The sequence below is a fragment of the Actinocatenispora rupis genome (assembly GCF_016861975.1).
Taxonomy (GTDB): Bacteria; Actinomycetota; Actinomycetes; order Mycobacteriales; family Micromonosporaceae; genus Actinocatenispora; species Actinocatenispora rupis.
Genome location: NZ_BOMB01000015.1, coordinates 24,293 through 43,903, shown reverse-complemented (window position 1 = coordinate 43,903; position 19,611 = coordinate 24,293). Strand labels below are relative to the sequence as shown.

Annotated in this window: 19 protein-coding genes and 1 pseudogene; 8 read left to right on the top strand and 12 right to left on the bottom strand. The window is 73.1% G+C overall.

Going from position 1 to position 19,611, the window contains the following annotated elements:
* Positions 1–69 precede the first annotated feature (69 nt).
* From Aru02nite_RS13310 to Aru02nite_RS13300, 3 genes are read left to right on the top strand one after another with little or no spacing between them, the layout of a single operon-like run.
* Positions 70–969 carry a carbohydrate ABC transporter permease gene (locus Aru02nite_RS13310; RefSeq protein WP_239076667.1) on the top strand — a complete coding sequence of 300 codons (900 nt, stop codon included), beginning with the start codon at positions 70–72 and terminating at the stop codon, positions 967–969.
* Entirely contained in the window at positions 969–1,799 is an 831-nt protein-coding gene (locus Aru02nite_RS13305; RefSeq protein ID WP_275408625.1) for a carbohydrate ABC transporter permease, read from the top strand. The genes Aru02nite_RS13310 and Aru02nite_RS13305 overlap by 1 nt, the downstream gene beginning before the upstream one ends.
* 9 nt (positions 1,800–1,808) lie before the next feature.
* Positions 1,809–2,984 carry an ABC transporter ATP-binding protein gene (locus Aru02nite_RS13300; RefSeq protein WP_203657797.1) on the top strand — a complete coding sequence of 392 codons (1,176 nt, stop codon included), beginning with the start codon at positions 1,809–1,811 and terminating at the stop codon, positions 2,982–2,984.
* Between the two features lie 185 nt (positions 2,985–3,169).
* Here Aru02nite_RS13300 and Aru02nite_RS13295 read toward each other — a convergent pair whose 3' ends face one another.
* Positions 3,170–3,946 carry a phosphotransferase gene (locus Aru02nite_RS13295; protein WP_203657796.1) on the bottom strand — a complete coding sequence of 259 codons (777 nt, stop codon included), beginning with the start codon at positions 3,944–3,946 and terminating at the stop codon, positions 3,170–3,172.
* 1,013 nt (positions 3,947–4,959) lie between these two features.
* Here Aru02nite_RS13295 and glgA point away from each other — a divergent pair.
* On the top strand, positions 4,960–6,114 hold the full coding sequence (glgA, locus tag Aru02nite_RS13290; protein ID WP_203657795.1) for a glycogen synthase: 1,155 nt from the start codon (positions 4,960–4,962) through the stop codon (positions 6,112–6,114).
* A 47-nt stretch (positions 6,115–6,161) separates the two neighbouring features.
* On the opposite strand, the gene Aru02nite_RS13285 is transcribed toward glgA, so the two are convergent.
* Positions 6,162–7,418 carry a flavin-dependent oxidoreductase gene (locus Aru02nite_RS13285; protein ID WP_203657794.1) on the bottom strand — a complete coding sequence of 419 codons (1,257 nt, stop codon included), beginning with the start codon at positions 7,416–7,418 and terminating at the stop codon, positions 6,162–6,164.
* Between the two features lie 225 nt (positions 7,419–7,643).
* Between Aru02nite_RS13285 and Aru02nite_RS13280 the strand changes: the two genes are divergently transcribed.
* Positions 7,644–8,588, top strand: a complete 945-nt coding sequence (locus Aru02nite_RS13280) for a DNA-3-methyladenine glycosylase family protein (RefSeq protein WP_203657793.1) — start codon at positions 7,644–7,646, stop codon at positions 8,586–8,588.
* 31 nt (positions 8,589–8,619) lie between these two features.
* On the opposite strand, the gene Aru02nite_RS13275 is transcribed toward Aru02nite_RS13280, so the two are convergent.
* The 5 genes from Aru02nite_RS13275 to Aru02nite_RS13255 all read right to left on the bottom strand — a co-directional run bounded on the left by Aru02nite_RS13275 (position 8,620) and on the right by Aru02nite_RS13255 (position 13,008).
* Positions 8,620–9,282, bottom strand: a complete 663-nt coding sequence (locus tag Aru02nite_RS13275) for a response regulator (RefSeq protein WP_203657792.1) — start codon at positions 9,280–9,282, stop codon at positions 8,620–8,622.
* Positions 9,279–10,439, bottom strand: a complete 1,161-nt coding sequence (locus tag Aru02nite_RS13270; RefSeq protein ID WP_203657791.1) for a sensor histidine kinase — start codon at positions 10,437–10,439, stop codon at positions 9,279–9,281. The genes Aru02nite_RS13275 and Aru02nite_RS13270 overlap by 4 nt, the downstream gene beginning before the upstream one ends.
* Before the next feature lie 2 nt (positions 10,440–10,441).
* Positions 10,442–11,077, bottom strand: a complete 636-nt coding sequence (locus Aru02nite_RS13265) for a hypothetical protein (RefSeq protein WP_203657790.1) — start codon at positions 11,075–11,077, stop codon at positions 10,442–10,444.
* Between the two features lie 109 nt (positions 11,078–11,186).
* Positions 11,187–12,647, bottom strand: coding sequence for a leucyl aminopeptidase (locus Aru02nite_RS13260; protein WP_203657789.1), 1,461 nt, complete (start codon positions 12,645–12,647; stop codon positions 11,187–11,189).
* Positions 12,648–12,840: 193 nt separating this feature from the next.
* The gene (locus Aru02nite_RS13255) at positions 12,841–13,008 is read right to left on the bottom strand and encodes a DUF3117 domain-containing protein (RefSeq protein ID WP_084132636.1); all 168 of its coding nucleotides are present in this window, start codon (positions 13,006–13,008) and stop codon (positions 12,841–12,843) included.
* A gap of 197 nt (positions 13,009–13,205) precedes the next feature.
* Here Aru02nite_RS13255 and Aru02nite_RS13250 point away from each other — a divergent pair, with 197 nt between their 5' ends.
* Both Aru02nite_RS13250 and Aru02nite_RS13245 read left to right on the top strand, forming a co-directional pair.
* The gene (locus Aru02nite_RS13250; protein ID WP_203657788.1) at positions 13,206–14,030 is read left to right on the top strand and encodes a PaaX family transcriptional regulator; all 825 of its coding nucleotides are present in this window, start codon (positions 13,206–13,208) and stop codon (positions 14,028–14,030) included.
* A gap of 111 nt (positions 14,031–14,141) precedes the next feature.
* Positions 14,142–14,936, top strand: a complete 795-nt coding sequence (locus tag Aru02nite_RS13245; RefSeq protein WP_203657787.1) for an enoyl-CoA hydratase/isomerase family protein — start codon at positions 14,142–14,144, stop codon at positions 14,934–14,936.
* Positions 14,937–15,248: 312 nt separating this feature from the next.
* Here Aru02nite_RS13245 and Aru02nite_RS13240 read toward each other — a convergent pair whose 3' ends face one another.
* From Aru02nite_RS13240 to Aru02nite_RS36615, 4 genes and pseudogenes are all read right to left on the bottom strand, one after another.
* Positions 15,249–15,755, bottom strand: coding sequence for a DEAD/DEAH box helicase family protein (locus Aru02nite_RS13240; protein WP_203657786.1), 507 nt, complete (start codon positions 15,753–15,755; stop codon positions 15,249–15,251).
* Positions 15,752–16,357: a hypothetical protein gene (locus Aru02nite_RS13235; protein WP_239076656.1), complete on the bottom strand. Its 606-nt coding sequence runs from the start codon at positions 16,355–16,357 to the stop codon at positions 15,752–15,754. The genes Aru02nite_RS13240 and Aru02nite_RS13235 overlap by 4 nt, the downstream gene beginning before the upstream one ends.
* Positions 16,358–16,420: 63 nt before the next feature.
* Entirely contained in the window at positions 16,421–17,011 is a 591-nt protein-coding gene (locus Aru02nite_RS13230; protein WP_275408624.1) for a DNA-3-methyladenine glycosylase I, read from the bottom strand.
* Positions 17,012–17,385: 374 nt separating this feature from the next.
* A pseudogene (locus tag Aru02nite_RS36615) lies at positions 17,386–17,913 on the bottom strand (DivIVA domain-containing protein); the annotation flags it as partial.
* Positions 17,914–18,063: 150 nt separating this feature from the next.
* On the opposite strand from Aru02nite_RS36615, the gene folP reads away from it, so the two are divergent.
* Positions 18,064–18,876, top strand: a complete 813-nt coding sequence (folP, locus tag Aru02nite_RS13220; protein ID WP_203657960.1) for a dihydropteroate synthase — start codon at positions 18,064–18,066, stop codon at positions 18,874–18,876.
* A 192-nt stretch (positions 18,877–19,068) separates the two neighbouring features.
* Here folP and Aru02nite_RS13215 read toward each other — a convergent pair whose 3' ends face one another.
* Entirely contained in the window at positions 19,069–19,611 is a 543-nt protein-coding gene (locus Aru02nite_RS13215; protein WP_203657783.1) for an LOG family protein, read from the bottom strand.

The following is a 19,611-nucleotide window of genomic DNA, read 5'->3' as shown; positions in this document are numbered from 1 at the left end:
TCCCGCGAGAACCTGCAACAACCCGGCCGACTCGGCGAGGGTACGGTCGCCACGGCCGGTCCGACGGCGGTGCAGAAGCCGAAGGTGAGCGAGGGCCGCCGGTCGGAACGGAAGCTGGCCTGGATGCTGTGCGCACCGGCCGCGGTCGTGATGGTGGTCGTCACGATCTACCCGATCGTGTACTCGATCCTGCTGTCGTTCCAGCGCTACGACCTGCGCTTCCCGAACCAGAAGGCGTGGATCGGACTCGCCAACTACGGCGCGGTGCTGACGAACTCGTTCTGGTGGCACGCGTTCGCCGTCACCATGATCATCACCGTCGTCAGCGTCGCCATCGAGCTCGTACTCGGCATGGCGCTGGCGCTCGTCATGCACCGCACCCTGATCGGCCGCGGCACCATCCGGACCCTGGCCCTCATCCCGTACGGGATCGTCACCGTGGTCGCCGCGTTCAGCTGGCAGTACGCGTGGACGCCCGGGACCGGGTACCTGGCGCAACTGCTGCCGGCCGGCTCGGCGCCGCTGACCCAGCAGGCGCAGGCGATCGCGATCATCATCCTGGCCGAGATCTGGAAGACCACGCCGTTCATGGCGCTGCTGCTGATGGCCGGCCTGGCGATCGTGCCGGACGAGCTGCAGAAGGCCGCCGCGATGGACGGCGCGTCCACCTGGCAGCGCTTCACCCGGGTGACCCTGCCGCTGATGAAGCCGGCGATCCTGGTCGCGCTGCTCTTCCGGGTACTCGACGCGGTCCGCGTCTACGACAACATCTACATCCTGACCAACGGCGCGAACGGGACGAGTTCGCTGTCGATCATCACGTACCACAACCTGATCGGCGGCCTGAACCTCGGCATCGGCTCGACCATGTCCGTCCTGATGTTCATCACCGTGGTCATCATCGCCGCCATCTTCATCAAGGGTTTCGGTACGGCGGCGCCGGGCAGCGACAACCAAGGGAGGCGATGATGGCCATCACCGCGCGCCAGCGTTCCGGGTGGACGGTCGCGAACATCATCGTGGCGCTGTACGTCCTGATCCCGGTCGTGTGGATCCTGTCGCTGTCGCTGAAGGACCCGAGCACCTTCACCGACGGGCACTACTTCCCGCGAAAGTTCACGTTCGAGAACTACGTCAACATCTTCAAGGTGGGTGGGTTCGGCAGGCCCCTCATCAACTCCATCGGAATCGGGCTCATCTCCACGCTCATCGCGATCGTCATCGGCACCTTCGCCGCGTACGCGATCGCGCGGCTGGAATTCCCCGGAAAGCGGCTGATGCTCGGCGGCTCGCTGCTGATCGCGATGTTCCCGCAGGTGTCGCTGGTGACCCCGCTGTTCCAGATCGAACGGTCGCTCGGCCTGTTCAACACCTGGATCGGCCTGATCATCCCGTACATCACGTTCACGCTGCCGCTGACGATCTACACGCTGTCCGCGTTCCTCCGCGAGATCCCGTGGGAACTGGAGAAGGCCGCGAAGATGGACGGTGCCACACCGTTCCAGGCGTTCCGTCAGGTGATCGCGCCGCTGGCCATGCCCGGCGTCGTGACGACCGCGATCCTCGCGTTCATCCTCTGCTGGAACGACTTCCTGTTCGCGATCTCGCTGACGTCGTCGAACTCCGCGCGGACCGCACCGGCGGCCATCGCGTTCTTCACCGGCGCGTCACAGTTCGAGGATCCGACCGGGTCCATATCGGCGGCGGCGATCGTGATCACGATTCCGATCATCATCTTCGTGCTGATCTTCCAGCGACGCATCGTGTCCGGGCTGACGTCCGGGGCCGTGAAGGGATGAGTGAGTACGGTGGCTGAAATTGTCCTGGACAAAGTGACCAAGAAGTTCGCGGACGGCACCGTCGCGGTCGACAGCTTCAACCTCGACATCGCGGACCAGGAGTTCGTGATCCTGGTCGGCCCCTCCGGCTGCGGAAAGTCCACGACCCTCAACATGATCGCCGGCCTGGAGGACATCTCCGACGGCGAACTCCGCATCGACGGAAAACGCGTCAACGAGGTCGCCCCACGCGACCGCGACATCGCCATGGTGTTCCAGTCGTACGCCCTCTACCCGCACATGACCGTGCGGGAGAACATCGGCTTCCCGCTCAAACTCGCCAAGGTGGACAAGGCCACCATGAAGCAGAAAGTCGACGAGGCGGCCCAGATCCTCGACCTCACGCCGTACCTGGACCGCAAACCCGGCGCGCTGTCCGGCGGACAACGGCAGCGGGTGGCGATGGGCCGCGCGATCGTCCGCAGCCCCAAGGCGTTCCTCATGGACGAGCCACTGTCCAACCTGGACGCCAAACTCCGGGTACAGATGCGCACCTCGATCTCGCGCATCCAGAAACGACTCGGCACCACCACCGTGTACGTGACGCACGACCAGACCGAGGCCATGACCCTCGGCGACCGCATCGTCATCATGCGGGCCGGACTGATCCAACAGGTCGGCTCCCCGCAGGAACTCTACGAGCGGCCCGTCAACCTGTTCGTCGCCGGCTTCATCGGCTCCCCGTCGATGAACTTCGTACCCGGCACCATCGCCGAAAACGCCGTCGACACCGTACTCGGAAAGATCCCGCTCACCGAACGGATCCGACGCAGCCTGGAGGGGCACAAGGACGTACCCCGGGACGTCATCATCGGCATCCGGCCCGAGGCGTTCGAAGACGCGTCCCTTGTGGACGGTGGCCGCGGCGAAGGCGTCACCTTCACCTCGCAGGTCGACATCGTCGAATCCATGGGCTCCGAGAAGTTCGCCTACTTCTCCCTCGAAAACGCCCACGTCGACTCCGAACACCTCGCCGAGATCGAACGCGACACCGGCTCCGAAGAGATCGGCGCGGCGCAACTCGTCACCGAACTCGACGCCCGCTCCCCAGTACGCGAAGGGCGCGCACTGGAAGTCTGGTTCGACCCGGACTCCATCCACGTCTTCGAACCGCACAGCGGCGTCAACCTCACCGCCGGCAAGTGACCCGAACCCGGAGCGGCCCGCCGATCGTCGGCGGGCCACTCCCGTTCAGGGGTACGGCTGCCGCTGTGTGGATACGCGGTGGCCGCTCTGTTTGGGTGCGGTTGCCGCGCGGAGTCCCGGTTTGTTGGTACTGGGTTCGTGGGTCCTGCGCGCCGTTGCGCGGGCGGCTGTAGGCGTAGATGCGGTCAGCGCAGCCAGGCGGTGCGGTGCGCCGCCACGAACGTCGCCGCCGCCCGGTAGCCCTCGGCGTGGCCGTCCCGTCGGTGCAGCTCGTACGCCGGGTCGCGGGCGCGGATCCGTGCCTCCATGTGCGCGGCGGTCGCGGTGAGCCGCACGATCGCCAGGTCGACGATCTCGTCCGGCGTCACCCCCGTCCCGTACGCCTCGGCGAACGTCCGCAGCCGCGCCGCGCGGTCCGGCTCCACCGCCCAGCCGTACGCGGGGAGGTGTGGGGTCGGATGGAACGGCACGAACTGATGCGCCGCGTACGCAAGATCCCAGACACGGTTGGACGGGCCCGCGAAGTCCCAGTCGATCATCCCGACCACGCTGCTGCCGTCGAAGACCAGGTTCCACGGGGCGAGGTCGCGGTGCCCGACGCAGTCCACGGCGACCGGCGCGGCCACCTCCGGCGCGGCCCAGCCGTCGTGTTCGCCCGCCGGGAAGCCCCGCGTCGCGTCGTGCATCGCGCGGATCGCCGACGCGACCGAGACGAGCGCCTCGTCGGTACGCAACGCCGGCGCGAGCGGCGGGTAACCCGTCTCGCCCTCGATGAACGTCAGGACCTCGCGGGTGCCGCCCGCGGTCGTGCCGAGGAAACGTGGCGCGAGGTCGAAGCCCACGCGCTCGAAGTGCTCCAACAGCGCCCGTACGCTGCGGCTGCCCGGGCCGGCACGACGCTCGACCGTGTCACCGCGCCGTACTGGAGCGGCGAAGACGCCGCGACTCATCTGGTCCGCCACCGGCCCAACCCTAGAGGCGTTCCGGCGCTGCTCCGCGGTTGTCCACAGGCCGGGTTTCGTCGTCCACAGGGCCATGTCTGGGGGTGGCGGGGGCTGTAGGGTGGGCCGGGGTCGTCCCCCCGGTGGTGGGTGGGGGTGTAGGCCGGCCACGCAACGAACAAGCGGCCGCGCCGCACGTGGCTGCTTCACCGCCCAGGCCCGTGCCTTAGCACGGATGAGCCCGTCGATCGTGGCGGGCCTCGCGCCGACGCGCGCGGCCGCTACCAGGGCAGCTTCCAGTGGTCGCACCGCCCGTTGCTCGATCACCGCCGAGGACGCGGCGCCGTCGCCCACGCCACCCGCGCGGTGTGCGGCTCCCCATCGCGGGACGCCCAGCCGAGCCGACACCGTACGTTCAAGCTGGGCATCGTGTCGCCGCCGGTGTTCGTCGCGATCGGCTTCGTACTCGGCACGTCCCCCACCGACGTACCCTTCGGCGAACCTGCGACCCACGAAAGGCCGCCGAGAAGCCCGCGGCGGACAAGCCAGCCGCCGCCGACCCGGGTACTCCCCCAGCCCCTCCCGCCGCCAGGGCAACCGCCCGCGCCGGACGACAGTCCGCCCGCGAGACGCGATCGCACCGTTCCCAGCGCGATTCGCCCGCGACAGCCGACAGCACCGACCTCGAACCCGCACTCGCGACCCGCCACCACAGCGCCCGACAGCCGCCCATGCGCAACTGACGACAGCGCCCACCGCGGACCAGCCTCCCCACGCCCTCACCCCTTCGCGCCCGCCCCCGACACCGACAACGCCGACCACAAACACACCTGCCACCCCACCAGCCGACACCGCCCTACGACACCCGACATCACGACAACGCCGACAGCGCTGTCACCCCACCCACGGCCGCCGACACCAGCCCACGACACCGCCGACCGCGAACCCACCCCCAGCCCCCCGTGCACCCAAGTACGACGGGGGCAGGCCGCGCTTCTGCGCGCCGACCTGGCTGCCGCCCGTAGGGTGGGCGCATGCGCGTGGGGATGCTGACCAACGAGTACCCGCCGGACATCTACGGCGGCGCCGGTGTCCATGTGGATTTCCTGGTGCGGGAGCTGCGCCGGTTGGTCGACGTGGATGTGCACTGTTTCGGGGCGGACCGGGAGGGTGCGCGGGGGTACCGGGCGGATCCGGAGTTGGCGGCGGCGAACGCGGCGCTGCGTACGTTGTCGACGGATCTGCGGATGACGGCGGGTGTCGACCCGGCGGTGGACGTGCTGCATTCGCACACCTGGTACGCGAACCTGGCGGGGCATCTGGGCAAGCTGCTGTACGGGCGGCCGCACGTGGTGACGGCGCATTCGTTGGAGCCGTTGCGGCCGTGGAAGGCGGAGCAGCTGGGCGGCGGGTACGCGTTGTCGTCGTGGGCGGAGCGCACCGCGTACCTGGCGGCGGACGCGGTGGTGGCGGTGTCGGCGGGGATGCGCGACGACGTGCTGGCGGCGTACCCGGGGGTGGATCCGGAGCGGGTGCACGTGATCCACAACGGCATCGACACGGAGCTGTACCAGCCGCGGCCGGACGCGGAGTTGCTGCGCGGGCACGGCATCGACCCGGACCGGCCGTACGTGCTGTACGTCGGGCGCATCACCCGGCAGAAGGGGCTGCCGCACCTGCTCGGCGCCGCCGTCGATCTGGTACCGGAGGCGCAGATCGTGCTCGCCGCCGCCGCGCCGGACACCGACGAGCTGGCGGCGGAGGTCGCCGCCGCGGTCGAGGAGCTGGACGCGCACCGCGGCGGCACGGTGTGGCTGGACACGATGCTGTCCCGCGACGAGGTGATCACGCTGCTCACGCACGCGACGGTGTTCTGCTGCCCGTCGGTGTACGAGCCGCTCGGCATCGTCAACCTGGAGGCGATGGCGTGCGAGACGGCGGTGGTCGCCTCGGACGTGGGCGGCATCCCGGAGGTGGTCGACGACGGCACGACGGGCCTGCTGGTGCACTACGACGAGGCGGACCCGGGCGGGTTCGAGGCGCGGCTCGCCGGTGCGCTCAACGCCCTGCTGACGGCGCCGGACCGGGCTGCGGAGATGGGGCGGGCGGGGCGGGTCCGCGCGGTCGCCGAGTTCGGTTGGGACGCGATCGCGGCCCGTACGGTCGAGCTCTACCGCACCCTCACCTGACGCCGTACCGTCGCCGGAAACGCTGTCGTACCAAGGGAAGAATGGGGTCAGGGGGTCCAGGAGCGGCGGTCGTTCAGCGCAGGTACGTCCATGCTCGTGGTGCGCTGGTAGGCGGCGCCGATGCCGGCGAGTTCGTCGGCGGAGAGCACGTCGGAGATGTGGGTGAAGCCGTCGGGGGCGCGTTCGGCGACCATGCGCAGGACGCGTTCGGGCCCCATCGCGCGGTTGGCGGCCTGGACGGCGACGGCTTCCTCCCGCCGGGCCGTCTCGTACGCGGCGAGGGCCTTGACCGGGTCGCCCGCGGTCGCCAGGTGGTAGGCGACGACGCGACCGTCGAGGATCGCCTGCGACCCGCCGTTCGACCCGATGGGGTACATGGGGTGCGCGGCGTCGCCGAGCAGCGTGACCCGGCCGCGCCCCCACCAGTCCAGCGGCTCCCGGTCCACCATCGGGTACTCCAGGATCCGCTCGGTGCCCTCGATGAGCGCGGGCACGTCGAGCCAGTCGTACCGCCACCCGGCGAAGTGCGGGAGGACGTCGGTGCGCCGGCCGGTGGCGGTCCAGTCGGCGGCGAGGTCCGCGTCGGGCAGGCGTACCTCGGCGACCCAGTTGACGGTGACGAGGCCGTCGCGTACCGGGGAGATGGGGTAGGCGACGAACTTCGACCACGTGTTGCAGCCGGCCACGACCATCGACCGGCCGGTGCGGAACGGCGCGGCGCGCACGGTGCCGCGCCACATCCGGATCCCGTTGCCGAGCGGGGCGCCCTCGCCGGGGTGCAGCAGGCCGCGCACCGTGGAGTGCAGGCCGTCCGCGCCGAGCAGCGCCGCCGCCGGACGCTCCGCGGTGGTGCCGGACGCCCGGTCCCGCAGGGTGACGGTGAGCCCGTCGGGACCGTCGGCGAAGCCGGTCACCGCCGTGCCGGCCCGGACCGCGTCGTCGCCCAGCCGGGCCCGGACCGCCCGCAGCAGCAACATCTGCAGCTCACCGCGATGCACCGCGTACTGCGGCCAGCGGTAGCCGGCGGCGGTGCCCCGCGGCTCGGCCCAGATCCGGTTGCCGTGCCGGTCGACGTGCACGCACTCCTCGATCGGCATGCCGATCCCGGGCAGCTCGTCGCCCAGCCCCAGCTCCGTCAGCTCGCGTACGGCATGGGGTTGCAGGTTGATGCCGACGCCGAGCGGGGTCAGCGCCCGCACCGGATCCACCACGCCCGCCCGTACGCCGGCGCGCGCCATGCTCAGCGCCGCCGTCAGCCCGGCGATCCCGGCACCGGCAACGAGCACGTCCGAACCGTCCGTCATGGGTACTCCCGGGTCCGCTCGGCGTTCGGGCTGCGGACCGGGCACCGACGCACCCGGACAGCCGTTTCCGTCCAGGACCTCTTAGAGGTCCTGACAGAAAGGACTGTCGGCGCCGACGCCTTTCTGTCAGGACCTCTTATACCGGATCCGGTCCCGTCCGGCGGGGCCGCGAGCGGCGAGAAGTGGCCGCGGGAAAGTGTCGTACCCGGGGCCGAGGATGGGCGCATGTCGAGCAGCCTTCAGCACACCAGCAAGCTTCCCGCCGTCTCGCCGTTCGACCTGCGGCAGAGCCTGCGCGCGCTGGGCGGTTTCGCGCCGTGCGCGGGCGAGCAGCGGATCGCCGACGGCACCGTACGGAAGGCGTTGGCGCTGCCCGGGTCGACGGAGGCGGTCCTGGTGGAGGTCGGCCCGCGCGGCGACGGGCGGGCCGGGGTGTCGCTCGCGGTGTTCGCCGACCGCGCGCTCGCCGACGCCGAGCTGCGCTGGGCGGAGCGGGCCGTGTCCGACTGGCTCGGGCTGGCGGACGACATGACCGGGTTCCTCGCCGTCGCCGCGGACGATCCCGCGATCGCCCCGGTGCTCGCGGAGGTGGCGGGGCTGCACCAGGTGCGGTTCGCCTCGCTCGCCGAGGGCGCGTGCTATTTCGTCCTCACCCAGCGCACCTCGCAGCGGGTCGCCGGGGTGCGGAAACGTCGGCTGGCCGCGGCGTACGGGCCGGTGGTGACCGTCGACGGCGAGCGCCACCAGGCGTTCCCCGATCTGGCCACGCTGACCCGGCTCGGCCCGGACGAGCTGGGTCGCTTCACCGCGAACCTGCGCCAGACCGAGTACCTGACGGCCGCCGTGCACGGGCTGATCGGGATGGACGAGGAGTGGCTGCGCACCGCGCCGTACGAGGAGGTTCTGGCGGAGCTGCGCGGCATCCGCGGGGTCGGCGAGTTCACCGCGAACGCGATCATGCTGCGGGTGCTCGGCCGCCCCGACCGGCTGCCGCTGCACATGCCGCAGTTCAGCGAGGTCGCCACCCGGCTGTACGGGGCGGACGTGTCGATCGACGCCGTCGCCGAGCGGTACGGGCGCTACGTCGGCTGGTGGGGCTACTACGCGAAGACCGCCCTCGCCCAGCTCGGCACCCCCACCACGCACGCCACCCGGCACCGCGCGGCCTGACCCGGGATCCGTTGCGGCACAAGGGAGGCCGTCAGTCCACCAGGCCCTGGTCGTACGCGTAGCGCACGGCCTGCGCGCGGTCCCGCAGCCCCGCCTTGGCGAACAGGTTGTTGATGTGGGTCTTGACGGTGGCCTCGCTGACGTACAGCCGGGCGGCGATCTCCCGGTTGGTGAGCCCGCCGCCGATGAGCCCGAGTACCTCGCCCTCGCGCGGGGTGAGGCCGTCGGGCAGCACGCGCCGCGCCTCGCGTACCGGTGGGGTGGGCGGGTCCGCGACCGCGGCGACGAGCCGGCGCTGCACGTCGGCGTCCAGGACGGACTGCCCGGCGGCGGCCGCGTGCACCGCGCGGCCGATCTCCTCCCGCCCGGCCTCCTTCGTCAGGTATCCGAGGGCACCGGCGCGCAGCCCGGCGAGTACGGACTCGTCGTCGGCGAAGGTGGTGAGGACGACGACGCGGGTGCCGGGATGTTCGGCCCGGATGCGGCGGGTGGCCTCGATCCCGTCCATGCCGGGCATGTGCAGGTCCATCAGCACGACGTCGGGGGCGCGTTCACCGACGAGGCGTACGGCGTCGGCGCCGTTGGGCGCGGTGCCGACGACCTCGACGTCGGGCAGCAGGTCGAGCATGGTCGCGAGTCCCTCGCGGACGGCGGTCTGGTCGTCGGCGACCACGATGCGCACGGGTCCGGTCATGAGCTGATCTTCGCCGTCACCCGCCACCCGCCGCCAGCCGGCCCCGCGGTCAGCTCGCCGCCGAGCGGTTCGAGCCGTTCGCGCATGCCGGTCAGGCCGTACCCGCCGCCGGTGTCGGCGAGCGCGGCGCGGCCGTCGGGGGGTGGGCCGTTGGTCACGTCGAGGGTGACGCCGGTGGGCGTACAGCGCAGGTCGACGGTGACGGGCGCGCCGGGGGCGTGCTTGCCGGCGTTGGTCAGCGCCTCCTGGGCGATGCGGTAGAGCGCGAAGCCGGCGTCGTGGCCGAGTGCGGTGGTGTCGCCGCTGACGTGGAGGGTCGCGGTGCCGCCGGCGTCGTTGCGTACGAGGCCGGAGAGGGCCTCGGGCAGCGGGACCGTACCGCCCTCGCGGAGTGCGAGGACCGCCTGTTTCGTCTCGGCGAGCCCGTCGCGCGCCAGCCGCCGGGACGTACGCACCACGTCGCGGGCCTGGTCGGCGCGCCCGTCGGACAGCAACGCGTCGGCCGCCTCCAGTTGTACGGCGAGGGCGGCCAGCGAGTGCGCGAGGACGTCGTGGATCTCGCGGGCGATCCGGGACCGTTCGGCGAGCGCCGCGGACCGCGCCTCGGCGGTACGCGCCCGCTGGGTCTGCTCCAGCAGTTCTGCGTTGGCGCGCACGCGCTCGTGGTACGCGCGGTCCAGCAGCCCGCCCAGGTACGCCCCGACCAGCGCCGCCACCAGGTACCACTGCGGCCACTCGTGCCACACCAGCAGGTACCCGAACCAGTAGAGGGCGACGGAGCCGAGCGCGAGCGTCGCGGACGTACGCAGGGGCCAGCGGTTGGCGGAGGCGCCGATCGGCAGGAACACGAAGACGACGCCGGTGCCGTGCGGTTCGACGATGCCGAGGAGCGCGGCGAGGGCCGCGGCCGGCACGACGACCCACGGAGCCAGGCGCGGGGCGCGGCGCCAGGCGATGCCGGCGAGGAACATCGCCGCCACGACCAGCGTCATGATCACCAGGGCGACGGCGCTGCGCGGCGGCGACCAGTGTCGTACCTCGGTGGCCACGGTGGCGGCGCCGAGCCCGACGAGCACCACGGCGCTGATCGCCCGACGTACGACGACGTCCCAGGTGGGCGGCCCGTCCTCGGGCCTGCCCAGCCAGGTGGAGTACACCGCTACCTCCGCCGCCGTTCCCGCCGATCCGCTGACCAGCCGACCTTAGCCGGGTCGCCGCCGCGGGCGGTGCCGGTGTCGAGAAGCGCCCCGAGCAGCCCACCACGGGCGCTGCCGGCCGGCGCGAACGGGATGCCCGTGGCCATCGCCCGCGGCAGCAGCACCATCGCCTCGCCGGCGAACCCGAGCGCCGAGGTGACCAGCATGGTGCCGATCAGCCCACCGCTCAGCGCCGGATGGTGCCCGGCCGTCATCGCGTGTACGTCCAGCGCGGCGGTCGACGTCACGCCCAGCAGCGCCAGCAGCGCCCGTACTCCGAAGCGGGCCGCGAACGCGCCCACCCACACCACGAACGTCAGCGGCCGGTACCGCTGCCACAGGTACCCGCGCCGCTCGAACAGGTGCACCGTCGCGCCGCGGCCGGCCCCGAGCGCCAGCGACAGCGCCCCGGTGACCACCAGCGACACGATCTCGCCGCCGGTCAGCCCGCCGTGCGTGACGATCTCGTACCCGCCGATGGCGAGTTCGGCGACCGGCGCGACGAGCATCCGCCTGCCGCGCAGCGGCTCACCGTACAGCCGGCGGGCGATGACCAGCACCACCACCACGCCGACGACCAGTACCGTCGTGACGCTCACCGCGAACCCCCAGATCCGTTACGTACCAACGACATCAGCGACGGTACGGATCGGGCGGACGGGGCGGATCGGCGCGCGGGTGGAGAAGGGGGTGGACCCGCGGGTGGAGCTACTGCCGGGCGAGGAACCCGAGCAGGGTGCGTACGCCCCAGCCGGTCGCGCCCTTGGCGTGCACGCCGTCCGCGGACGACGACCAGGCCGGCGCGGACATGTCCACGTGCAGCCACGAGTCGGCCTTCCCGCCCAGGAACTCGCGGAGGAAGAGCGCGGCCATCACCGAGCCGGCGACGCCCGGGGTGGGCGCGTTGTTGAGGTCGGCCACCAGCGACGAGCGCACCGCGTCGACGTAGTCGTCCGGCATCGGCATCCGCCACACCGGCTCCCCGGCCTCGTCGGCGGCCTCGGCGAACGCGGCGGCGAGCGCGTCGTCCCCCGCGTACAGCGCGGCGGTCTTCTTGCCCAGCGCCACGTTCTGCGCGCCGGTGAGGGTGGCCAGATCGATCACGGTGTCGGGCGCGAGCCGGCGCACCGCGTACGCGAGGGCGTCGGCGAGCACGATGCGGCCCTCGGCGTCGGTGTTCTGGATCTCGGAGGTCAGCCCGCCGTAGTGGCGCACCACGTCGCCCGGCCGGAACGCGTCGCCGGACAGGAAGTTGTCCGCGAGCGGCAGCAGCGCGGTCACCTTCACCGGCAGCCGGAGCCGGGCGGCGCCGACGATGGCGGCCGCGACCGCCGCCGCACCGCCCATGTCCTTCTTCATCAGCAGCATCGACGCGGCCGGCTTGAGCGTGATGCCACCGGTGTCGTACGTGATGCCCTTGCCGACGAGGACGACGTGCCGGGTGGCGCCGCGCGGGCGCCAGCGCAGTTCGACCAGCTTCGGCGGGCGCGGCGAGCCACCGCCCACGGCGAGGACGCCGCCGAAGCCCTCGTCGGCGAGCGCGTCGGCGTCACGGACCCGGGCGCGTACGCCGGCCCGCTCCGCCTCGCGCACCATGGCGGCGGCCAGCCAGGCGGGCGACTTCTCGCCGCTGGGCATGTTGGTCCAGTCCCGGGCCAGCGTCGTGACCTCCCCGACGGTACGACCGCGGTCGAGCGCCGCCGCGTACGTGTCGGGGTCGTCGGCGGCCAGGACGATCCGCCGCAGCGTGGGCGCGTCGTCGTCCTTCGACGCCAACGTGAACCGGTACGCCGCGAGCACCGCGCCCTCGGCGAACCCGGCGACCGCGTCCGGCGCGACGCCGGTCGGCAGCGCCACGGTGACGCTGGTGTCCTTGCTGACGGCCCGGACGACGCCGGCGCCCGCGGCACGCCAGTCGGCCGCCGTCCCGTCGCCCACACCGACGAGTACGAGCCGGTGCGGGCGCTGGCCCGGCCGGGGCAGTACGTGCGTGGTGCCGGCCTGGCCCGAGTGCTCCACGTCCGCCAGGTACGCGGTGACGGTGGCGGCGAGGTCGGCGGGCAGCGGCACCGCGGTCGTCGGCAGCGTGCCCGGCTCACCCGCGGCGACCGGCACCGCCAGTACGCCGGGCAGGGTGCCGGAACCGGTACGCAGGCTGAGCGTGGCCACGGGGTGTCTCCTCGTCGTCGCGGGCACCGTCCGCCGGGTCGACGTCGACGTCCCGCCGGCGGGAACCCGGGCTGATCATGGCACCGGTTCCGGTCCCGGGCGAGCCGGGCACCGGAACCGGTGTCGAATGGTACGGAGGGCGCACGCCCCCTCGGCGGCGCCGGATGCTGAGGGCCCGGCGCCGCGAAGCGGGTCAGCCCGCGACGTTCTTCAATGCCTCACCGAGCTCGCCGGCCTCTTCCGGGGTCATCTCGACGACCAGACGCCCCCCGCCTTCGAGCGGAACCCGCATGACGATGCCGCGGCCCTCCTTGGTGACCTCCAGCGGACCGTCGCCCGTCCGCGGCTTCATGGCCGCCATGTTGTCTCCCCTCGATTCGACACCGCGGTTACCCGCGGCCGACATACTCTCCGCGTGTCGTGACCGGCCGGCCCGCTGATCGACGACGCGCTTCCACGAGTTGATTTTCCCTGATGAGCGGCCCCGGACCCAAACCGGCCCCGGAGATATGTGACAGTTGTTGGCATCTTCGGTACCGAACTGTCACACTCGCGGGCGTGCAGGCACGGTCCGCGCTGTTCGATCTCTACGGAGATCACCTACGCCCGCGCGGTGGCGAGGCACCGGTCGCGGCGCTCGTCAGGCTGCTCGCCCCGCTGTCCATCACCGCACCGGCCGTGCGTACGGCGGTGTCGCGGATGGTACGGCAGGGCTGGCTGCGGCCGGTCCGACTGCCCACCGGCCCCGGGTACGCGCTGACCACCCGGGCCATGCACCGGCTCGACGACGCCGCCACCCGCATCTACCGGACCACCCGCCGCGACTGGGACGGCCGGTTCGACCTGATCGTCGTCACCCCGCCGGCCGGGCGTACGGACCGGGCACGGTTGACCGACACGCTCGGGTTCCTCGGCTTCGGCGCGCTGTCCCCGACCACCTGGGCCGCACCCCGCCGCGGCGCCGTCCGGGCCCGCGACGCCGAGGTCACCCAACTGCTCACCGACCTGGGCGTACGGGCCGAGCGGTTCGTCGCGCAGCACGCCGCCGGCAGCGCCGGAGCCGCCGACCTGGTACGGCAGGCGTGGGACCTCGGCGCGCTGGCCGAGTCGTACCGGCGGTTCGTCGCGGAGTACACGCCGACGTTGACGGCGCTGCCGGCGGACCTGCCCGACGAGCAGGGGTACGCGACGCGGTTCCAACTCGTCCACGCCTGGCGCACGTTCCTGTTCTCCGACCCGCAACTGCCACCCGAACTGTTACCTGCGGACTGGCCCGGCACGAAGGCCGCCGCACTCTTCGACCGGTACGCGGGGCGGCTGCGCCCCGCCGCCGACCGGTACGTCGACGCCTGCCTGAGTACGGGGCGGCGCCGACTGCGGTGAGCGCCCACGCCGACTGACACGGTTGCACAACCCAACTGTTCAACAGTTGGACAATGACACAGTTGAACAATTGAACAATGACCGGAATGTCCCTATGACCGAGAGGCTGGCATGACCGACGCACCGCTGCTCGTCGAACGCGCCGACACCGGCGTCACCACGCTGACGTTCCACCGGCCCGAGTCGCTCAACTCGCTGTCGGTCGCGCTGAAGGAGGCGTTCCGGGACGCGCTGGCCGAGCTGGCCGCCGACCCGGCCTGCCGGGCGATCGTCCTCGCCGGCGCCGGCCGCGGCTTCTGCGTGGGCCAGGACCTGCGCGAACACGTCGAGACGCTGACCTCCGGCGGGGAGGCGATGCGTACCGTGCACGAGCACTACACGCCGATCGCGACGCTGCTCGGCGCCATGCCCAAGCCGGTCGTCGCCGCCGTACGGGGGCCGGCCGCCGGCGCCGGCGCTGCCATCGCGTTCCTGTCGGACTTCCGGATCGGCGGGCCGGGCACCAGCTTCTCGATGAGCTTCGCCGACGTCGGACTCGCCGGCGACACCGGCGTCTCGTGGACGCTGCCGCGGCTGGTCGGCCTCGCCAAGGCCACCGAACTGACGCTGCTCGGCGACAAGGTCACCGCCGCCGAGGCGTACCGGCTGGGGTTGCTGACCGAGCTGCGCGACACGGACGACGACGTACTCCCCGCCGCCACCGCGCTCGCCACCCGCCTCGCCGCCGGCCCGACCATCGCGTACGCCCAGCTCAAGCGGGAACTCGCCACCGGCGCCGGCGGTACGCTCGCGGACGCGCTGGCCGTGGAGGCCGACGCCCAGGCGATCTGCGGCGCCACCGGCGACCACCTGGAGGCGACCGAGGCGTTCGTCGCCAAGCGCCGCCCCGACTTCCACGGCCGCTGACCCGGCCGCGCTCCGTACCGGTTCGCGTTCCCGGCCGCGCCCCTTGCCGGCTTGCCCTTCCGGCCGCGTCCCAGCCCGGCTCGCGTTCCCGGGCGCGTCCCGGCCCGGGTCGCCCATCCGGACGCGTCCCGGCCCGGTTCGCGTTCCCGGCCGCGTCCCGGGGCACCGCGCCGGGCGCGGTCGGCGGCCACGGCGATGCCGGCCGAGATCAGGCGCCGGCGGCCACGGCAGGTGCCGGCCGAGATCAGGGGGCGGCGGCCGCGGCGGTGCCGGCCGAGGTAAGGGATCGGTGGCCGCGGCGGGTGCCGGGGGTCAGGGGGCGGCGGCCCAGGCGGCGACGTCCGCGGCGAGGTCGGCCGGGGACCGCCCGGTCGAGGAGAACGACCGCGGCACCGTACGGCGCAGTTCGGCAGCGTCGTCCAGTGCCGCGGCGATCCGCCGGGCGTCCCAGCCGCGGGCCGCCAACCGGGTACGCCGGTCGCCGTCGGCGCAGTCCAGCCGCGCCCACGCCACCTCGACCCCGTCGAGCAGTCCGACCGCGGCGGACCGCCACTCGTCCGGCGACAGCGGGCACAGCAACACCGGGACGGCGTCGGAACGGAGCAGGATCCGGGCGAACCGCGCCCACAGCCGGTTGTACGCCGGCCACAGCGGCTCGGCCGCCGGCCCGGTGATGTCCGTACCGAGGACGGTGCCGCGGGCGTCGAGTACCTCGTCGAAGTCGGCGGCGACGATCCGCCCGCGGTACGCGGTGAGGTGTGGCAGCAGGGCGGTCTTGCCCGCGCCCGGCGCGCCCGTCAGCAGGCGCAGCCGGGTCACTCGTCCTCTTCCTCGGGGTCCATCTCGTGCTCCTCGCCCAGCACGTACGGCCGCATCGCGGTCTCGTCGCCGCGCGGCCACACGAACGCGGGCAGCTCGCGCGGACCGAGCTGCCGGACGTACGTCCAGAAGATGCGGACCGCCTCGGCCGGCGACGACGCCTCGATCGGCAGGTCCAGGCTGACCATCCACTCCGGTTGCGGCACAACGGGATCCGGGCCCGGCCCGACCGCGTCCGCGACCCGCTGGTACACCTCGTCGGCCAGTCGTACCGGGGCGTGGGCGGCGGACTCGGCCTCGTCGACCAGGTCCAGGGTCGCGGCCGGGACGGGCACGTCGAGCCGGCGCCGCAGGTACGTCACGACGGCGGCGGACGGCCCCTCCGGGTCGGCGTCGTCCGGATCGTCCGGCACCCGGTCCACCTGGTACGGCGGGGTCAGCACGCGGGCCAGGCCGAACACGACCGGCGCGTCGTCGCCGGGCGCGACGAGTACGACCAGGTCGCCGGCCGCCATCGGATGCCCCGTCGGGACGGACACCTCCACCTGGTCGTGCTGGTAGAGCCGCTCGGCCTGGTACCGCTCGGCACAGACCCCGACCATCCACTGACCCACTGACACCTCCGCGTACTCGCCCGGTCCCCTACACCTTGCCGGGTGCGCGGATCAGGCGGCGGACCGGGGCACGCAGCAACCCGCGAGGTGGTCGTCCACCATCCCGGCCGCCTGCATCAACGCGTACGCCGTGGTCGGGCCGACGAACCGGAACCCGCGCTTCTTCAGCGCCTTCGCCAGCGCGACCGACTCGGGCGTCGTCGCCGGTACGTCCGCCAACCGCACCGGCCGCGGCTTCCGCGCCGGCCGGTGCGACCAGATCAGCTCGGCCAGGCCCTCCGGCAGGTCGCGCGCCACCCGCGCGTTGTGCAGCGCGGCGTCGATCTTCGCCCGGTTGCGGACGATCCCGGCGTCGGCCAGCAGCCGCGCCCGGTCGTCCGCGCCGAACTCGGCGACCGTCGCGATCGAGAAGTCCGCGAACGCCGCCCGGAACGCCGGCCGCTTCCGCAGGATCGTGATCCACGCCAGCCCCGACTGGAACGCCTCCAGGCACAACCGTTCGAACATCCCGTCATCGGTACGCACCGGCCGGCCCCACTCGCCGTCGTGGTACTCGACGTACTCCGGGGCGCTGCCCGCCCACGGGCACCGGCCCAGCCCGTCCGCGCCGACCAGCAGGTCCGGCGAGCGACGCGTACCCACCGGGCTCACCGCCGCCGGGCGACGGCACCACGCCGCGCCGACGCGCCACGCCGACCGTTCGTACCGGACGGACGTTCCACGTCGCTCGTCGCGGCGTCCGCGCCGACCGGGCCGTCGGCAGCATCGTCGGCAGCGACCGTCCCGTTCCCCGTCACTGCCGGATCCTCGATCGCCGCCGCAGGATCGTCTCGTGTCGCGACCGGATCGTCGTCCGTACCGGACGCGGTCGGCGTTCCGGCGTCGACCGGCGCGGCCTCGACCACCGTCGCGTCGTCCGGCTCCCCAGCGTGCGCGGCATCCCCGACCGGAGCCGGATCCGTGGCGTCCTCGGCGTCTGTGGCGGGATCCGTGCTGTGGCCAGCTTCCGCGGCATCCGCCGGGTCCGCGACCGGCGTCGGGTCCGCAGCATCCGCGGCGTCGGCGGCGTCCGCGACCGGCGTCGGGTACGCGGCGTCTTCGGTGTCGGGCCGGTCGCCGGCCGGCGCGGGCTCGGCGGGCTCGGCGGGCTGGGCGGGCTGGGCGGGCGCGGTCGGGGTCAGCGGGCCGCGGGCGGCGAGCCGGCGGTCCCGGAGCAGGTCCGCGTCCTCGGCCCGCCCCTCCCGGAGCGCCGCGACCTCGGCCTCCAGCGCCGTGATCAGCTCCTGCTTGTACCCCAGGTCGTACGCGACGCGGGACAGCGCGGTGTCGACCTGGCGCATCCGGTACCCCCGGGCGACGGTGTCGAAGCGCACCTCGGTGAGGTCCTCCTCGTCGAGCGGCCGGTCGCCGGGCAGCCGCCGGGAGCGCTCGTCCGGCTCGGCCGGTGCCATGCCGCGGTCGCGCCCGGTCAGCAGCACGGCGACACCGAACACGATGCCGGCGGCCACCAGGGCCACGACGAGCAGGAGGAGAATCTCGCGCATACCGGCAATCGTGGCACGCCGAGCACGCCGGCACGACCCGGGTACGGTCACCCGCGGAAGCCAGCGACGGGAGGGCCAGTGGACGACGAGGTGCGGCGACGGGCGTTGCGGCTGGGCCGGCGTACGTTCGGCGCGGACGAGCTGGCCGTCATGGCCATCATCAACCGGACCCCGGACTCGTTCTACGACCAGGGCGCCACGTTCGGGACCGAGGCGGCGCTGGCCGCCGTCGACCGGGCGGTACAGGAGGGTGCGGACATCGTCGACATCGGCGGTGTCAAGGCCGGGCCGGGCGCCGAGGTGGACGAGGCCGAGGAGATCCGGCGGATCGTACCGTTCGTGGCGACGATCCGGGAACGGCACCCGTCGGTCGTCATCTCCGTCGACACCTGGCGGGCGGAGGTGGGGCGGCAGGCCGTCTCGGCCGGCGCGGACCTGCTCAACGACGCCTGGGCGGGCGCCGATCCGGAGCTGGCCGAGGTGGCCGCGGCGACCGGCGCCGGCCTGGTCTGCTCGCATTCCGGTGGCCTCGCCCCCCGGGTACGGCCGCACCGCCCCGCGTACGACGACGTGGTGGCCGACGTACTGGAGACGGTGTCGGGGCTGGCCGACCGGGCCGTGGCCCTCGGCGTACGCCCGGACGGGATCCTGATCGACCCGGCGCACGACTTCGGCAAGAACACCCGGCACTCCCTGGAACTCACCCGGCGCCTCGGCGAACTCGTCGCCACCGGCTGGCCGGTCCTGGTCGCCCTGTCCAACAAGGACTTCGTCGGCGAGTCGCTCGACCTGCCGGTCGACGCGCGCCTGCCCGGTACCCTCGCCGCCACGGTGGTGAGCGCCTGGCTCGGCGCGCGGGTCTTCCGGGCCCACAACGTCCGCGCCACCCGGCAGGCGCTCGACATGGTCGCCACGATCCGCGGCGACCGGCAGCCCGCCGCCGTACGCCGCGGCCTGGCCTGACGCGACCCCGCCTGAGACGGCCCGGCGCGGCGGCGTGCCGCGCCCCGGTAACACGCGACGCGAGCCGGCCGGACGTGACGCCCGCCGCGGCCTCGCCTGACGCGGCCCGACGTGCCGCGGCCCGGTAGTACGTGACGCGACGCGAGACGGCGGGACGTGGCGCCTGCCGCGGACGCCTCCCGGCGCGGCGGGCTACAGCGCGGCCTCCACCACGTCGAGCGCGGCGGCCGCGGTCTGTACGACGTGCAGTTTGGCGCGGGCGCCGGCACCCAGGAACCGGTGCTCGACCAGACTGTCCACATAGGACAGCAGGCCGGCGTAGAAGTCGTCCGGGGACAGCAGCACCATCGGCTTGTCGTGCAGGCCGAGGTGCGCCGTCGTCCACACCTCGAACAGCTCGTCCATCGTGCCGATGCCGCCGGGCAGCGCCACGAACGCGTCCGAACGTTCGACCATGCGGTTCTTCCGGTCGGCCATGTCGGCGGTGACGATCAGCTCCGCCGAGTCGGTGTCGGCGACCTCCCGGCCGTACAGCACCTCGGGGATGACCCCGACCGTACGGCCGCCCGCGGCGCGCGCGCCGCCCGCGACCGCGCCCATCATGCCGACCCGGCCGCCACCCGACACGAGCGTGTGCCCGCGCCGCGCCACCTCCGAGCCCACCTCGTACGCCAGGTCGAGGAAGGTCTTCGCCACGACGGTCGAGGACCCGCAGAACACCGCGATCGCAGCCAT

Coding starts and splice junctions, on each gene's coding strand:
- Aru02nite_RS13305 (WP_275408625.1), top strand. CDS start 969: ATGGCCATCACCGCGCGCCAGCGTTCCGGGTGGACGGTCGCGAACATC.
- glgA (WP_203657795.1), top strand. CDS start 4,960: ATGCGCGTGGGGATGCTGACCAACGAGTACCCGCCGGACATCTACGGC.
- Aru02nite_RS13285 (WP_203657794.1), bottom strand. CDS start 7,418: ATGACGGACGGTTCGGACGTGCTCGTTGCCGGTGCCGGGATCGCCGGG.
- Aru02nite_RS13280 (WP_203657793.1), top strand. CDS start 7,644: ATGTCGAGCAGCCTTCAGCACACCAGCAAGCTTCCCGCCGTCTCGCCG.
- Aru02nite_RS13275 (WP_203657792.1), bottom strand. CDS start 9,282: ATGACCGGACCCGTGCGCATCGTGGTCGCCGACGACCAGACCGCCGTC.
- Aru02nite_RS13255 (WP_084132636.1), bottom strand. CDS start 13,008: ATGGCGGCCATGAAGCCGCGGACGGGCGACGGTCCGCTGGAGGTCACC.
- Aru02nite_RS13245 (WP_203657787.1), top strand. CDS start 14,142: ATGACCGACGCACCGCTGCTCGTCGAACGCGCCGACACCGGCGTCACC.
- Aru02nite_RS13235 (WP_239076656.1), bottom strand. CDS start 16,357: ATGGTCGGGGTCTGTGCCGAGCGGTACCAGGCCGAGCGGCTCTACCAG.
- folP (WP_203657960.1), top strand. CDS start 18,064: ATGGCCATCATCAACCGGACCCCGGACTCGTTCTACGACCAGGGCGCC.
- Aru02nite_RS13215 (WP_203657783.1), bottom strand. CDS start 19,611: ATGGCTGCGATCGCGGTGTTCTGCGGGTCCTCGACCGTCGTGGCGAAG.